This window comes from Pseudonocardia cypriaca (genome assembly GCF_006717045.1).
In the GTDB taxonomy this organism is placed as follows: Bacteria; Actinomycetota; Actinomycetes; order Mycobacteriales; family Pseudonocardiaceae; genus Pseudonocardia; species Pseudonocardia cypriaca.
Map to the genome: position 1 here is coordinate 44,154 of NZ_VFPH01000001.1, position 14,684 is coordinate 58,837.

Sequence of the window (14,684 nt, forward strand, 5' to 3'; positions counted from 1 at the left end):
TCAGGTTCGATAGGCCAGGCGGCGAAGCAGCGCCTCGGCCGGGCCGGGGCGGTCGGTGCGGCGCAGCAGGTCCGCTGCCACCACGGTGACCAGCCAGACCCCGAGCCCCACCGCCGCCGCTGCGGCCACGCCCATGGTGCCGCTCAGGTCGGCCAGGTACGGCTCGAGCAGCAGCAGCCATGCAACCGACTGGGCCAGGTAGCACGTCATGGAGCGCCGGCCGCACGCCGCGAGGGCGTTCGTGACCGGACCCGCCGCCCGGCCGGACAGGCGCGCTGCGACGAGGCCGACCAGAGCTGCGTAGCCGAGGCCGCCCGCGTAGCCGGTGATGGTGTGCAGCGTCCCCAGCGCGACCAGGACGCCGGTCCCGGGATGCCAGAACCCCGTGGTGACGAAGGCGTGGGGCACGGCACCCGCCGCCGCGATCGTGATTCCCGCAGCGGCCACCCCGACGAGCAGGCGGCGGTGCCGCGCCGGCTCGTCGAGGAGCCTGCTGCGCCCGGCCCAGATGCCGACGAGGAGGGGTGCCGCCGCCATCACCGCGTTCATCGGCATCACCAGCGGGAACGTCGCGATCCGGAACACCGCCGACGTCAGCGGGTCGACCTCCGCCGCGAGGCCGCCTGGGGCGGGAAGGGCGAGCACCGCGCCGTAGACGAGCGCGCCGAGGACGGCGAGGGCTCCCGCGGCCGCGAACAGGCGAGCCGCCGGCCAGCGCAGCGCGCCGACGAACAGGAGGGCGAGGACACCGTAGGAGGCGAGGATGTCGCCGGGGAAGAGCAGCAGGACGTGGACGAACCCGAACGCGACGAGCCAACTGCCCCGGCGCCGCAAGAGCCGCCGTGCGCCATCCCGGCCGAGCGCGGGCTCCCTGCTGCGCAGGATCTGCACCATCCCGTAGCCGAAGAGCGCAGCGAACATCGGGTAGCCCCGGCTGTCGACGAACAGGGTCAGCAGGGTCTGCACCGCGGTGTCCAGGGCCGGCCCCGGCGTGTGGACCGGGCCGAGGAACGGGCGCGCGAGCACCTGGGAGTGGGCCAGCGCGATGACGGCGAGCATCGTGCCCCTCGCCAGGTCGGGCGCGAGGGCGCGCACGCGGGGCGCGACCGGTGGTTCGGAGCGGAGCGAGGACACACCAGGCCTCTCATAAGATACGGACTCGTAGCTGAAGCGGCAGATTAAGCTACGCCTGCGTATCTCAGCAAGGAGGACCATGGCCGGACGGCCACGGCGCCGCGGCGAGGCGCTCATGGCGGCTCTGCACGAAGCGGCGCTCGCCGAGCTCGACGAGGTGGGCCTCGGGCGGCTGACGATGGAGGGCATCGCCCGCCGTGCCAACACGCCCAAGACCACGCTCTACCGCCGCTGGTCCGCGCCGGAGGAGGTGCTGCTCGACGCGATCGCGGCCGCCTACCCCGTCGAAGAACCCAGACCGGCGGCCGACGACCTGCGAGGCGACCTCATCGCCGCGCTGCAGCTGATGCTCGAGTGGTCGCGCCACCCGACAGCGCGTGCCGTGCAGGCGATCGTGCTCGAACGGCACCGCCATCCCGATCTCGTCAGGAGGCTGTACCGGGTCTTCGATCGCGCCGGGCGGCGGTTCACCGCCACGGTGCTGCACCACTACGCCCGGCTGGGCGACCTCGATCCCGCCCTGGTCACGCCCGTGGTCGAGGAGATCGGCGAGGCGCTCGTGTTCAAGATCGCGATGGACACGGGGGAGGAGCCGTCGCCGGAGCGGCTGGCCGAGATCGTGGACCAGGCCATCCTCCCGGCCGTCGGGATTCGTCCGGTCTAGGCTTTCGCGCTATGGCAGCGAGTGGGGGAACGCGGGCGATCGTGGCGGCGTTGATCGCCAATGCCGGGATCGCGCTCGCGAAGTTCATCGGATACCTGATCACCGGGTCGTCGTCGATGCTCGCCGAGGCCGTGCACTCGGTCGCCGACACCTCGAACCAGGGCCTGCTCCTGCTCGGCGGGCGCACGGCGCGGCGCAAGGCCACCCAGGAGCACCCGTTCGGCTACGGCCGCGACCGCTACTTCTACTCGTTCGTCGTCGCGCTGCTGCTGTTCACGCTCGGGTCGGTGTTCGCGCTCTACGAGGGCATCCACAAGCTGGAGTCCCACGAGCCGCTCACGTCGCCGATCGTCGCGGTCGGGATCCTCGTGGTGGCGATCGGGCTCGAGACGTACTCGTTCCGCACGGCGATCCACGAGTCCCGCCCGCTCAAGGGCTCCGGCACCTGGTGGCAGTTCATCCGGCAGGCGAAGGTGCCGGAGCTGCCGGTGGTGCTGCTGGAGGACCTCGGCGCACTCGTCGGTCTCGTGCTCGCGCTCTTCGGCGTGGGGCTCAGCGTGCTCACCGGTGACCCCGTGTGGGACGCGATCGGCACGATCTGCATCGGCGTGCTGCTGGGCGTCATCGCCATCATCCTGATCATCGAGATGAAGAGCCTGCTCATCGGCGAGGGCGCCGCGCCGCCGGTGCTGGCGGACATCGTCTCGGCGCTCGAGTCGGGTGACGTGCAGCGCGTCATCCACATCAAGACCCAGTACATCGGGCCCGAGGAGATGCTGGTCGCCGCGAAGATCGCGCTCGCACCCGGACTCCCGCTCGAAGGCGTCGCCGCCGCCATCGACGGGGCCGAGGCCCGGGTCCGCGAGCGCGTGCCGGACGCGCGCTTGATCTACCTGGAGCCCGACCTCGACCGCGCCGAGGTCAAAGGCTGACGACCGCCCCGTTGGGGTGGCCGGTGAGGCGGGTGACCGTTAGGTTTCGCGGATGGCCCTCGGCGAGACCCGCAACGGGATCATGCGCACCAAGTCGGTCGAGCAGTCGATCGCGGACACCGACGAACCGGACAGCAAGCTCCGAAAAGACCTGGGCACGTGGGACCTGATCGTCTTCGGCGTCGCCGTAGTGATCGGAGCCGGCATCTTCACGCTGGCCGCGAGCACCGCGGGGGACGTGGCGGGGCCCTCGGTCTCGCTGGCCTTCGTCCTCGCCGCGATCGCCTGCGCGCTGGCGGCGCTGTGCTACGCCGAGTTCGCCTCCACGGTCCCGGTCGCCGGTAGCGCCTACACGTTCTCCTACGCGACGTTCGGCGAGTTCATCGCCTGGATCATCGGCTGGGACCTCGTGCTCGAGTTCTCCGTGGCGGCCGCGGTGGTGGGCAAGGGCTGGTCGGTGTACCTGGAGACGGTCTTCAGCCAGTTCGGGCTCGACGTGCCGACCACGGTGAACATCGGCGGGCTCGACGTCGACTGGGGCGTGCTGCTGCTCATCGCGGTGCTCACGACCCTGCTCGTGCTCGGGACGAAGCTCTCCAGCCGGGTCAGCCTGGTGATCACGTCGATCAAGGTCGGGATCGTGCTCTTCGTGATCATCCTCGGGGCCTTCTACATCAACGCGGCGAACTACACCCCGTTCATCCCGCCGCCAGCACCGGCCGAGTCGGACACGGGCGGCATGATGACGCAGTCGCTGCTCTCGCTGTTCGGCGGCGAGGCCAACAGCACCTTCGGGGTGTACGGGCTGCTCGCCGCGGCGTCACTGGTGTTCTTCGCGTTCATCGGCTTCGACGTCGTCGCGACGACGGCCGAGGAGACCAGGAACCCGCAGCGGTCACTGCCGCGCGGCATCCTGGGGTCGCTGGCCATCGTCACGGTGCTGTACGTGGCCGTCGCACTGGTGCTCACCGGCATGGTGCCCTACACCGACCTGGCCACCCAGCCGGACGGCACCCGCGCCACGCTCTCCACGGCGTTCGCGACGGTCGGGGTGGACTGGGCGGCCACGATCATCGCGGTCGGCGCGCTCGCCGGCCTCACCACCGTGGTCATGGTGCTGTTGCTCGGACAGATCCGGGTGGCCTTCGCGATGGCGCGCGACGGGCTGCTGCCGCGGTGGCTGGCGCACACCGGCGCGCACGGCACGCCGTACCGGGTCAGCGTGATCATCGGTGCGATCGTGGCGGTCGTCGCGGTGTTCTTCCCGATCGGGGCGCTGGAGGAAATGGTCAACATCGGCACGCTCTTCGCGTTCGTGCTGGTGTCGATCGGCGTGGTCATCCTCCGGCGTACGCGGCCGGATCTGCCGCGGGGGTTCCGCACTCCGCTGGTGCCGCTGGTGCCGATCCTCGCCGTGCTGGCGTGCCTGTGGCTGATGATCAACCTCTCGGTCGAGACCTGGTTGCGGTTCGTCGTCTGGATGGTTCTCGGCATCGTCATCTACTTCGCCTACGGGCGCTCGCACTCGCTGGTCGGTCAGCGAGCGCGTCGGCGCTGAGCATGCCCTTGCGGCTATATAGCTCGTTCGGTATGTTCGCATCGTGACGTTCGAGGTGCTCGCCGAGCCGGTCCGCCGCCGGATACTCGACCTGCTGCGGGAGCGTCCTCGGCTGGTCGGGGAGCTCACCGCAGAGCTCGGCCTGAGCCAGCCGGGCACCTCCAAGCACCTGCGGGTACTGCGTGAGGCCGGGCTGGTGAAGGTGCGGGTCGACGCGCAGCGGCGGTGGTACGAGCTCGACCCGGCGCCGCTCGCCGCGGTGGACGAGTGGCTCGCCCCGTACCGCTGGATGTGGGCCGACCGGTTCGACGCCCTCGAACGGCACCTCGATGCCGATTCGGAGGAGACATGAGCGAGAGCCTGCAGACCCGGGACGGCCGTTCGGTGCTGCGCATGGAGCGATGGCTGAAGCACCCGCCGGAGAAGGTGTGGCGGGCCGTGACGGAGTCGGAGCGGCTGGCCGACTGGTTCCCCGAGAAGGTCACGCCGGAGCTGCGCGTCGGCGGCACGGTCGCGTACGAGTCCGGGGAGAACGGCGCCGTCACCGACCTGGACCCGCCGCGGCTGATCGCCTACACGTGGGGCACGGACCACCTGCGCTGGGAGCTGCACCCGGAACGCGAGGGGACGCGCCTGGTCCTGCTGCACACGTTCGACGACCGCGCAGCCGCGGCGAGCTACGGCGCCGGGTGGCACACCTGCATCGTGGCCCTCGACCTCGCGCTCGACGGCCGCCCGGGGGTCGACCCCGGCGTGGACGACATCGCGCTGCACGAGCGGCTCGTCACGCAGCTCGGGCTGGACGCCGGCACCGTGGAGACGGGTCCCGACGGTTGGCGCGTCCGCCACGAGCGCCAGCTCACCCGCCCCGCCGACGGGGTGTGGGGTGCGCTGACCGACCTCGCTCCGGACGGCGCCGACGAGGCCGAGCACGTGCTGGCACACGACGCGGAGGAGGGCGGCCGGGTCCGCTGGGAGCTCGTGCCCGGCACCGGCCACGGCGCCCGGCTGGTGCTCACGCACACCGGCACGGGCGGCGACCCGCAGGCCGTGCTCGAGGCCGACCGGTCACGGATGGCGCGGCTCCTCGAGCGCCTGGAGGCGGTCCCGACCGGCCGGTGAGCACCCGCCCTCCGTCCCGGTAGCGGGCTGCAGCAGGACCAGCTCCCGGGCCGGATCGTGGGGCGCGGACGGCGCCCCGTCCACCCGGACGTCGGCGCGGCAGGCGGTCGCCTCGGCGGCGAAGTGCTCCGCCTCCTGGCGGGCCCAGCGCTCCCAGTGCGGGCGGTAGGTCTCGCCGTCGCGGGCGATGCCGCGGCGGAACCGCTCGTCGCGCGGCGCCTCGATCCAGACCAGGAGCACCGCCCGCTCCGCGACCACCCGCGCCCCGCACCCCGCGCCCTCGACCACGAGCAGCTCCGGTGTCCCCAGGTCGTGCGCCTCCGCGAACGCACCTCGGTGCCAGTCGTAGCGGCGGTAGGAGGCGGTCCCGCCCTCCGCCAGCGGCGCCACGACCTGCTCGTACAGCAGCGGGACGGAGGCGGCGAGCCCGTCCCAGCCGGGATACACGTCGTCCATGTGCAGCACGGGCGGGTGGCCGAGAGCCGCCGCGAGCCGGGCGGCGAGCGTGGTCTTGCCCGAGCCGGAGGGGCCGTCGATGCAGACGAGGCGGGTGGCTCCGCACCGCGGCGGCGCCGCACGCACCCGCGCGGCCAGCGCGGCGATTTCCAGGACGTCCCCCACGGCGGAAGGCTACGGGTGTGTCAGCAAAGCCACCTTGCTGACGTCCAGCGTCAGGAAAGTGGCTTTGCTGACATCTCCGGGGCGGATCATCAGCAGAGCAGCGGGAGGCGGGCCGCCTCCGCGCCCAACGCCCGCCTCTCACCGCCGCCGGGAGGCACGCGGCCCGTACCCAGGAGCGCCCAGCGCTCGTCCGGCCAGTCGGCGGGCGCCGGATAGCCGAGGAGCGCGTCGAGGGTGCAGCGCACCAGCGCCAGCGGTTCGGAGCGGGGTCCCGGTCGGCGCAGCTCCATCACGAGGTCGAGGTGGTGGATGGCCGCCTTCACCGCGAGCGTGGTGACGAGGTCCACCGCCTGCAGGACGTGCCCGCGCGTCGCCACGAGCGCCTCCGGCGGGGTGCGCCCGGCGAGCGCGATGACCGCGCGGGTGGTCTCCATGAACGTCCGCACCAGGTCCTCGAGCTCCCACGCCCCGGCGACCGTCCGCAGGTTGCGCAGCTCGCGGAAGCCCGGGTCCTCGGTCGGCTCGTCGGCCGTCCACCACGTCACGGCGTCGCGGTCGGCCGGCCCCGCGGCCGGGGTGGCCAGCGCCACCAGCGCCCGCTGGACGTCGCTGAGCAGGTGCACGAGCAGGTCGCGCACCGTCCAGCCCAGGCAGCGGGTGGGCAGCCACGAGTCCTCCTCCTCTAGCGAGGAGGCGATCGTCGAGATGTCGGAGTAGGCGATCCGCAGCGCGGTGAGCTCAGGGCTCGCCAGCGGTTTCCCCCGCGGCTGATCGCTCCGCGGAGCTCCGCTCAGTGTCGGCGACAGACCCCCGTTCGAGTGGGTGGTGGGCGTGCAGGGTGGAGCGAGTCGTGCGATTGTCATGTCCTGCCGTCGTCGGTCGTGCTGGCCGCTGCGGACGCGGCTACCTGGTAGCCACCGAACTTCTCACGAAGTGTCCTCTTGGAGAACTTCCCCACGCTGGTCTTCGGCACCTCGTCGATGAACTCCACCGCATCGGGGAGCCACCACCTCGCCACGCGGGGCTCGAGGTGGGCGATGACCTCCTCCGCCGTGAGGGTCTCCCCGGGCTTCACGACGACGCACGCGAGCGGGCGCTCGACCCACTTCGGGTGCGGGACGGCGATCACGGCTGCCTCGGCGACCTTCGGGTGCGCCATGATCTCGTTCTCCAGCTCGACGGAGCCGATCCACTCGCCGCCGGACTTGATGAGGTCCTTCGTGCGGTCGACGATCCGGAGCGAGCCGTAGCGGTCGACGGAGGCGACGTCGCCGGTGCGCAGCCAGCCGTCCTCGGTGAACTGGGCGCCGCTGCCCTCGCCCCGGTAGTACTCGGACGCGATCCACGGGCCTGCTGCCTGGATCTCGCCGGTGGCGACGTCGTCCCACGGCTGCGGCTCGCCCGTGGCCGGATCGGCCAACCGGATGTCGACCAGCGGTACCGCATGGCCCTGCCGCGCGCGGACGTCGGCGCGCTCGGCCTCGGTGAGCGACTCGTGCTGGGTGCGCAGGGTGCACATGGTGGCGATCGGGCTGGTCTCGGTCATGCCCCAGGCGTGCAGGATCGGCACCCCGATCGCCTCCCGGTAGGCCTCCGAGAGCACCTTCGGCACGGCCGAGCCGCCGCACAGGATCGTCCGCAGCGCGCTGAAGTCGTGGTCGGCCAGCAGCGGCTGGATCCCCATCCAGATTGTCGGCACCCCGGCGGCAACGGTGACCCGGTGGCGCTCGAGCAGCGCGGCGACGGCGGCCGGGGTCATGTTCGGGCCGGGGAGTACCAGGCCGGTGCCGGCGAGCAGGCAACCGTAGGGCAGGCCCCACGCGTTGGCGTGGAACATCGGGACGACGGGCAGCACGACGTCGCGCTCCGACAGCGCGGCGCCGTCCGCGATCAGCGTGATGAGGGAGTGCAGCACGGTGGAGCGGTGGCTGTAGACCACGCCCTTGGGGTTGCCGGTGGTGCCGGACGTGTAGCACATGGCGGCAGCGGTGTTCTCGTCCGCGATCTCGAACCGGCCCTCGAAGGGGGTGGCGGCGGCGAGCAGCTCCTCGTAGTCGTGCACGCGCGGGTCGGTGGGGATCTCGACGTCGGCGCCGTCGTCGAGCACGACGACGTGGCGGACGCTCTCCAGCTTGTCGACCAGCGGCCAGAACAGGGGGAGCAGCGAGCGGTCGACGAACACCACCTCGTCCTCGGCGTGGTTCGCGACATAGACCAGCTGCTCGGGGAAGAGCCGGATGTTCAAGGTGTGCAGCACGCGCCCGGTGCACGGGACGGCCAGGTACAGCTCCAGGTGCCGGCTGGTGTTCCAGGCGAATGTGCCGACTCGACCGTCCGCGCTGATGTCGAGCGTGTCGAGGACCGTGGCGAGCTGCCGCACCCGCTGGGCCCACTCGGCCACGGTGGTGCTGATCTCGCCGGTGACGTCTGCGGTGACGATCGGCTTGTGCCCGAAGTACTCCTCGGCCCGGTGGAAGACGTGTGGCAGGGCGAGCGGCCGATCCTGCATGAGACCGAGCATCGGGACCTCCTCCGGTCGGCTGTGTCGGGCGTCACCGAAAGTTACCTCCGGACGAGTGCCGCCACCATCGGCTTCATGCAGCGCCAACCGGCTCACCAGCAGTTAGGCTCGTGCGCCGTGACGCCCACCGACCAGGCCGCATCGGTCTGCCTCGACGTGGGGTCGACGTGGACCAAGGCGGTGCTGGTGCACGCCGACGGTTCCCTCGCGGGGTTCGCCGAGCACCCGACCACCACGGGCGACGTCCTCGCGGGCATGGACGCCGCCGTGCGCGCGGTGTCGGCGGCCGGGCGCGGTGAGGAGCCGGAGCTGCTGGCCTGCTCATCGGCGGGTGGCGGGCTGCGGCTGGCCGTGGTCGGTTCCGACCGGCTGTCGGCGACGGAGGCGGGGCACCGGGTCGCGGTGTCGGCCGGTGCGCACGTCGTGCACGTGCACGCCGGGCCACTGGAACCGGCGGACGTCCGGCTGCTGCGCAGCGCCCGGCCAGGGGTGGTGCTGCTGGTGGGCGGCGCCGACGGCGACGACCCGGCCGGGCTGCTGCACAATGCCAGCCGTTTGGCCAGGGCGAGGATCCGCCATCCGATCGTGCTCGCGGGCAACTCCGCGGCCCGCGACGACGCGCTCGCCCTGCTTCGGGCCACCGGCCGCAGCGTGGTGGCGTGCGACAACGTGCTTCCCCGCCGCGGCGAGGTGGTGCCGGGGCCGGCGCGTGCGGCGCTCGCGGAGCTGTACCGGCGTCACGCCATCGGCGGGCGCGGCCCGGCGGTGGCGCCCCGCTTCCGCAGGCTCGTGCGGGTGGTCACGCCGGAGGCGGTGGGCCACGCGGCCACGCGCCTCGCCGCGATCTGCGACGCCCGCGTGCTCGTCGTCGACGTGGGCTGCGCCACCACGGACGTCCACTCGGCGGGCCGGTCCCAGCCGGTCCGTACGGTCGAGGGCGACCTGGGTGTGCGCGCGGCCGCGGGCGGTGTGCTCGTCGAGAGCCAGACCGAGGGCATCGTCGACCCGGTGGAGGCCGACCTGCTCGGACCAACCGTCGCCCGCATGGCCAGCGAGACCGGCTACGTCCCGCGCGACCGGGGCAGCGCAGCAGAGGACCGCCGCATCGCCGCGCTGGCCGCCGTGGTCGCCGTGCGCAGGCACCTGCGCGTGCACGCCGACGCCGGGCGCGACATCGGGCTCGTGGTGCTGGCGGGCGGGGTGTTCCGCCAGCGGAACCTCGCGGGCGGCCTCGCGGCCGTCGTGGCCACGCTGCGCACCGACCCCGTGCTCGCCCCGGTGCTGGCCGACGCGCCGGTGGTGGTCGACTCCGACTTCGCGGTGGTGCCCGCCGGGCTCCTCGCCGCCCGCGGGCGCACGGAGGCGGCGGAGTCGCTGCTGCGCGACCACCTGCTCGGCTGAGCCGGCCCCTGTAGTAGTGGCTGGTCAGCCCGTCAGTACGACGATCAGCGTGCGGGGCCCGTGCACGCCTTCCACGCGCTCCAGCTCGATGTCGCTCGTGGCCGACGGACCGCTGACGAACGTGATCGGGCGGGTCGGTTCGAGCGCGGCGAGCATCTCGGGCACCGTCTGGACGACCTGATCGGTGCGCACGACGCAGACGTGCACGTCGGGCACCAGGGTGATGGCGCGCCTGCCCTGGTCGGGGGAGCCGTCGAGGGCGATGGTGCCGGTGGTGGCACAGGCCGCCGCGCACCCGGTGAGCACGGCGGCAGCCGTGTCCAGGTCGGCGGGGGAGAGCCCGTCGTCGGTGACGCGGGTCGCCGCGAGGCCGTCCGGCCACCAGCCGTCGGGCAGGCCGGGCGGCACGACCACGCGGCCGGTGGCATCGGCCAGCGCGGCCCGGACCGCCTTCGCGACGTCGTCCGCGGGGGCTTCCAGGACCGTCGCCTTGTAGTCGACCAGCCGGTCGCGGAAGAGCTCGAGCAGCTCGGGCGCACCGGCGGGGTGGGCACCTGCGCGGTGGTAGTCGCGCGGCACCTCCTGCGGTGCCGGGTGCCCCGCCGCGGCGTTGGCGGCGCGAATGCGGCCGAGTACCTCGTCGCGGGCGGTCACGAGTCGCCTCCGCGCTCGCGCGCCCACCACTCGCGGAACGTCTCGGAAGGCGGGCGCGGGGCGTCGCGGCTCGCCGTCCAGGCCGACAGCGGCGGCGGCAGCGTGCGGATTCGGCCGGCCCGGCGGCCCAGCAGCCGTCCCGCCCGCGACCCCTTCTCGGCCGCCGCGAACCGGCGCGGCGAGGACATCACCCACGAGGCGGCCGCCATCGCGATGGCCTCCGCGCTCGGCACCGCTCGCTTCCGCTGCTCGTCGACGTGCTGGGCCCGCAGCTTCACCAGCAGCGACGGGATGTCGATCCGCACCGGACACGCGTCGAAGCACGCCCCGCAGAGGCTGGAGGCGTACGGCAGCGACGCGTTGTCCTCGACGCCGGTGAGCTGGGGCGAGAGGACCGCGCCGATCGGGCCCGGGTACACCGAGCCGTACGCGTGCCCGCCGGTGCGCTCGTAGACGGGGCAGACGTTGAGGCATGCCGAGCACTTGATGCAGTGCAGGGCGCTGCGGCCCAGGTCGTCGCCGAGCACCGCGGTGCGCCCGTTGTCGAGCAGCACGAGGTGGAAGGCCTGCGGGCCGTCGCCGGGCGTCACGCCGGTCCACGCCGACGTGTACGGGTTCATCCGCTCCCCGGTGGACGAGCGCGGCAGCAGCTGCAGGAAGACCTCCAGGTCCTGCCACGTCGGCACGACCTTCTCGATCCCCATCACGGTGATCAGCGTCTCCGGCAGCGTGAGGCACATCCGCCCGTTGCCCTCGGACTCGACGACCAGCAGCGTGCCGGTGTCGGCCACGCCGAAGTTGGCACCGGAGATCGCGACCTTCGCGCGCAGGAACCGCTCCCGCAGGTGCGCCCGCGCTGCCATGGCGAGCTTGCGCGGCTCGGCCGTCAGCTCCGGGTCGACGCCGGGCATCTCGCGCAGGAAGATCTCGCGGATCTCGGCGCGGTTGCGGTGGATGGCCGGCACGAGGATGTGGCTGGGCAGGTCGCCGCCCAGCTGGACGATCAGCTCGGCGAGGTCGGTCTCGTGCGCCTCGATGCCGGCCGCCTCGAGAGCCTCGTTGAGGCCGATCTCCTGGGTGGCCATCGACTTGACCTTGACGACCTCGGACGCTCCGGTCTCCTGCACGAGGCGGGTGACGATCGCGTTCGCCTCGTTCGCGTCGCGCGCCCAGTGCACCGTGCCGCCGCGCGCGGTGACCTCTTGTTCGAGCCGTTCCAGGTGCTCGTCGAGCCGGGCCATCGTGGCGGCCTTGAGCGCCGAACCGGCAAGGCGCAGCTGCTCCCAGTCGTCCAGCTCCCCGACGACGGCTGCGCGCTTCCCGCGGATCACGCGGGTGGCGTGGCCGAGGTTGCGACGCAGCTGGGAGTCGGCGAGTGCGCCGCGGGCGGCGTCCGGGAAGGACCGGTCGCCGCGCAGGTGCCCGACGCCCCGCGGGGCGGGGATGCCGAGGAAGGTGCTCATCGTGCTGCCTCGCTGCGCTCGGTCTCGCGGGTGTTGATCACGTGCTCGCCAGGATCTCGGCCAGGTGGACGGTGCGGGTGCCGCTGCGCAGCCGGGACAGGCCGCCGCCGATGTGCATGAGGCAGGACGCGTCGCCCGCCGTGGCGACCTCGGCCCCGGTGGACAGCACGTTGCGCATCTTGTCGGCCAGCATCGCGGTGGACGTGTCGGCGTTCTTCAGCGCGAACGTGCCGCCGAACCCGCAGCACTGGTCGGACTCGGGCAGCTCCAGCAGCGTCATGCCGCGGACGTGGCGCAGCAGCCGCAGCGGCTTGTCGGCCACGCGCAGCATCCGCAACGAGTGGCAGGTGGGGTGGTAGGTCACGCGGTGCGGGTAGTACGCGCCGACGTCCTCCACGCCCAGTACGTCCACGAGCAGCTCGGAGAGCTCGTACGTGCGCCCGGCCACGGCGTCGGCGCGCTCGGCGAGCCGCTCGTCGTGGGCGCCGCGGGCGACCATCGCGTGCTGGTGGCGCACGCAGCCCACGCAGGACCCGGACGGGGCGACGATCACGTCGTACGGCTCGAAGGTGGCCACGTGGTGGCGCACGAGCGGCAGGGCCTCGCGCTGGTACCCGGTGTTGATGTGCATCTGGCCACAGCAGGTCTGGTCGGTGGGGAACACGACCTCGTGCCCCAGCCGCTCCAGCAGCGTGACGGTGGCCCGCCCGACCTCGGGGTGCAGCGCGTCTCCCAGACACGTCAGGAACAGCGCGATCCTCACCGCGCCACCCTATGTCCTCGGGCTCGGTTGACAGTCCATGCGGGAGCTCGGATGCTGGAGGGGCAATCGCGAAGTCGGTGTCGAGAGGCGCTGCGACGGGCCTCGGTGCCCGCCACGCTCGATCACCTGGCCATTGCACACGGAACAAGGGCGCCTGCACTCACACGGGGAGGGCGGGCGTATGTGTTCCGTTCGCCGTCCTCGAGATATCAGCGGACCGGGCACCAGTAACGTGGCCGGCCGCACCAGCCCAACGAGGAGGCGTTAGTACCCCATGACCGCCACTGCCGACATCAGCAGCAGGCTGCAGAAGCGCAACGGCATCGACTTCGCCGTGGCCGACCTGGGCCTGGCGGAGTTCGGCCGCAAGGAGATCCGCCTCGCCGAGCACGAGATGCCCGGCCTGATGGCGCTGCGGCGCGAGTACGCCGAGGCGCGCCCGCTGCACGGCGCCCGGGTCGCGGGTTCGCTGCACATGACGGTGCAGACCGCGGTGCTGATCGAGACCCTCGTCGCCCTCGGGGCCGACGTGCGCTGGGTGTCCTGCAACATCTTCTCCACGCAGGACCACGCGGCCGCGGCCATCGTCGTCGGGCCGCACGGCACCCCGGAGGAGCCGCGGGGTGTGCCCGTCTTCGCCTGGAAGGGCGAGACGCTCGAGGAGTACTGGTGGTGCACCGAGCAGCTGTTCAAGTTCACCGACGAGGCCGGGAACGTCGTCGGCCCGAACATGATCCTTGACGACGGCGGTGACGCCACCCTGCTCGTGCACAAGGGCGTCGAGTTCGAGAAGACCGGCGTCGTCCCCACGGTCGACGACGAGGACCTGACCGTCTCCGACGAGTACCGGATCATCCTCGACACGCTGCGCCGCTCGCTCGCCGAGGACGGGAAGCGCTGGACCACGGTGGCCTCGGACATCCGCGGCGTCACCGAGGAGACCACGACCGGCGTGCACCGGCTCTACCAGCTCGCGGAGCAGGGGCTGCTGCTGTTCCCGGCGATCAACGTCAACGACTCGGTCACCAAGAGCAAGTTCGACAACAAGTACGGCATCCGCCACTCGCTGGTCGACGGGCTGAACCGGGCCACCGACGTGCTGATCGGCGGCAAGGTCGCCGTGGTGTGCGGCTTCGGCGACGTGGGCAAGGGCTCGGCGGAGGCCCTGGCGGGGCAGGGCGCCCGCGTGATCGTCACCGAGGTGGACCCGATCTGCGCGCTGCAGGCGCTGCTGGAGGGCTTCCAGGTGGCGCGCCTCGAGGACGTCGTCGGCCAGGCGGACATCATCATCACGACCACCGGCAACAAGGACATCGTGTCGGCGGAGCTGATGTCCCGCACCAAGCACCAGGCGATCATCGGCAACGTCGGGCACTTCGACAACGAGATCGACATCGCCGGCCTGGCCCGCTTCCCGGGGATCCGGCGGATCAACATCAAGCCGCAGGTCGACGAGTGGGTCTTCCCGGACGGGCACTCGATCATCGTGCTGTCCGAGGGCAGGCTGCTGAACCTGGGCAACGCCACCGGGCACCCGTCGTTCGTGATGTCCAACAGCTTCTCGAACCAGGTGATCGCGCAGATCGAGCTGTTCACCAAGCACGAGGAGTACAACAAGGACGTCTACCGGCTCCCCAAGATCCTGGACGAGAAGGTCGCCAAGATCCACGTGGAGGCGCTGGGCGGTGAGCTGACGAAGCTGACCAAGGACCAGGCCGAGTACATCGGCGTGGACGTCGAGGGCCCGTTCAAGCCGGAGCACTACCGGTACTGACCGCCGTTCGCAGAAGAGCCACTTCCACGCGACCTCGTTGCGTGGAGGTGGCTCTGCTGCATCGTGGGCCGCACGGG

At 72.1% G+C, this 14,684-nt stretch carries 14 protein-coding genes; 7 read left to right on the top strand and 7 right to left on the bottom strand.

What is annotated here, in order from left to right:
* Entirely contained in the window at positions 1-1,134 is a 1,134-nt protein-coding gene (locus tag FB388_RS00235) for a DUF418 domain-containing protein (RefSeq protein ID WP_142095425.1), read from the bottom strand.
* A gap of 79 nt (positions 1,135-1,213) precedes the next feature.
* Between FB388_RS00235 and FB388_RS00240 the strand changes: the two genes are divergently transcribed.
* From FB388_RS00240 to FB388_RS00260, 5 genes are read left to right on the top strand one after another with little or no spacing between them, the layout of a single operon-like run.
* On the top strand, positions 1,214-1,798 hold the full coding sequence (locus tag FB388_RS00240; protein WP_142095427.1) for a TetR/AcrR family transcriptional regulator: 585 nt from the start codon (positions 1,214-1,216) through the stop codon (positions 1,796-1,798).
* 11 nt (positions 1,799-1,809) lie between these two features.
* Positions 1,810-2,730, top strand: coding sequence for a cation diffusion facilitator family transporter (locus FB388_RS00245; RefSeq protein ID WP_142095429.1), 921 nt, complete (start codon positions 1,810-1,812; stop codon positions 2,728-2,730).
* Between the two features lie 52 nt (positions 2,731-2,782).
* Positions 2,783-4,288 carry an amino acid permease gene (locus FB388_RS00250; RefSeq protein WP_142095431.1) on the top strand — a complete coding sequence of 502 codons (1,506 nt, stop codon included), beginning with the start codon at positions 2,783-2,785 and terminating at the stop codon, positions 4,286-4,288.
* 40 nt (positions 4,289-4,328) lie between these two features.
* Positions 4,329-4,640, top strand: coding sequence for an ArsR/SmtB family transcription factor (locus FB388_RS00255; RefSeq protein WP_142095433.1), 312 nt, complete (start codon positions 4,329-4,331; stop codon positions 4,638-4,640).
* Positions 4,637-5,410 (top strand): SRPBCC family protein, encoded by a 774-nt coding sequence (locus FB388_RS00260; RefSeq protein ID WP_142095435.1) that lies wholly within the window; start codon positions 4,637-4,639, stop codon positions 5,408-5,410. The genes FB388_RS00255 and FB388_RS00260 overlap by 4 nt, the downstream gene beginning before the upstream one ends.
* Here FB388_RS00260 and FB388_RS00265 read toward each other — a convergent pair.
* From FB388_RS00265 to FB388_RS00275, 3 genes are all read right to left on the bottom strand, one after another.
* Positions 5,357-6,031 (bottom strand): nucleoside/nucleotide kinase family protein, encoded by a 675-nt coding sequence (locus FB388_RS00265; RefSeq protein WP_142095437.1) that lies wholly within the window; start codon positions 6,029-6,031, stop codon positions 5,357-5,359. The two genes, FB388_RS00260 and FB388_RS00265, sit on opposite strands and share 54 nt — an antisense overlap.
* A gap of 89 nt (positions 6,032-6,120) precedes the next feature.
* Complete coding sequence (locus FB388_RS00270) at positions 6,121-6,894, bottom strand: maleylpyruvate isomerase N-terminal domain-containing protein (protein ID WP_142095439.1); 774 nt, start codon at positions 6,892-6,894, stop codon at positions 6,121-6,123.
* Entirely contained in the window at positions 6,891-8,552 is a 1,662-nt protein-coding gene (locus FB388_RS00275) for a long-chain fatty acid--CoA ligase (RefSeq protein WP_142095441.1), read from the bottom strand. The genes FB388_RS00270 and FB388_RS00275 overlap by 4 nt, the downstream gene beginning before the upstream one ends.
* Before the next feature lie 117 nt (positions 8,553-8,669).
* Here FB388_RS00275 and FB388_RS00280 point away from each other — a divergent pair, with 117 nt between their 5' ends.
* Entirely contained in the window at positions 8,670-9,953 is a 1,284-nt protein-coding gene (locus tag FB388_RS00280; RefSeq protein WP_246121413.1) for a glutamate mutase L, read from the top strand.
* A 24-nt stretch (positions 9,954-9,977) separates the two neighbouring features.
* Here the strand turns inward: FB388_RS00280 and FB388_RS00285 are convergent, their stop codons facing one another.
* The 3 genes from FB388_RS00285 to FB388_RS00295 are packed head-to-tail and all read right to left on the bottom strand — an operon-like array spanning position 9,978 to position 12,833.
* A complete protein-coding gene (locus FB388_RS00285) occupies positions 9,978-10,607 on the bottom strand; it encodes a LutC/YkgG family protein (RefSeq protein WP_142095444.1) in 630 nt (209 codons plus the stop codon).
* The gene (locus tag FB388_RS00290) at positions 10,604-12,070 is read right to left on the bottom strand and encodes a LutB/LldF family L-lactate oxidation iron-sulfur protein (protein ID WP_142095446.1); all 1,467 of its coding nucleotides are present in this window, start codon (positions 12,068-12,070) and stop codon (positions 10,604-10,606) included. The genes FB388_RS00285 and FB388_RS00290 overlap by 4 nt, the downstream gene beginning before the upstream one ends.
* A gap of 37 nt (positions 12,071-12,107) precedes the next feature.
* Positions 12,108-12,833, bottom strand: coding sequence for a (Fe-S)-binding protein (locus FB388_RS00295; protein WP_142095448.1), 726 nt, complete (start codon positions 12,831-12,833; stop codon positions 12,108-12,110).
* Positions 12,834-13,107: 274 nt separating this feature from the next.
* Between FB388_RS00295 and ahcY the strand changes: the two genes are divergently transcribed.
* Complete coding sequence (gene ahcY, locus FB388_RS00300; RefSeq protein WP_142095450.1) at positions 13,108-14,607, top strand: adenosylhomocysteinase; 1,500 nt, start codon at positions 13,108-13,110, stop codon at positions 14,605-14,607.
* Positions 14,608-14,684 lie beyond the last annotated feature (77 nt).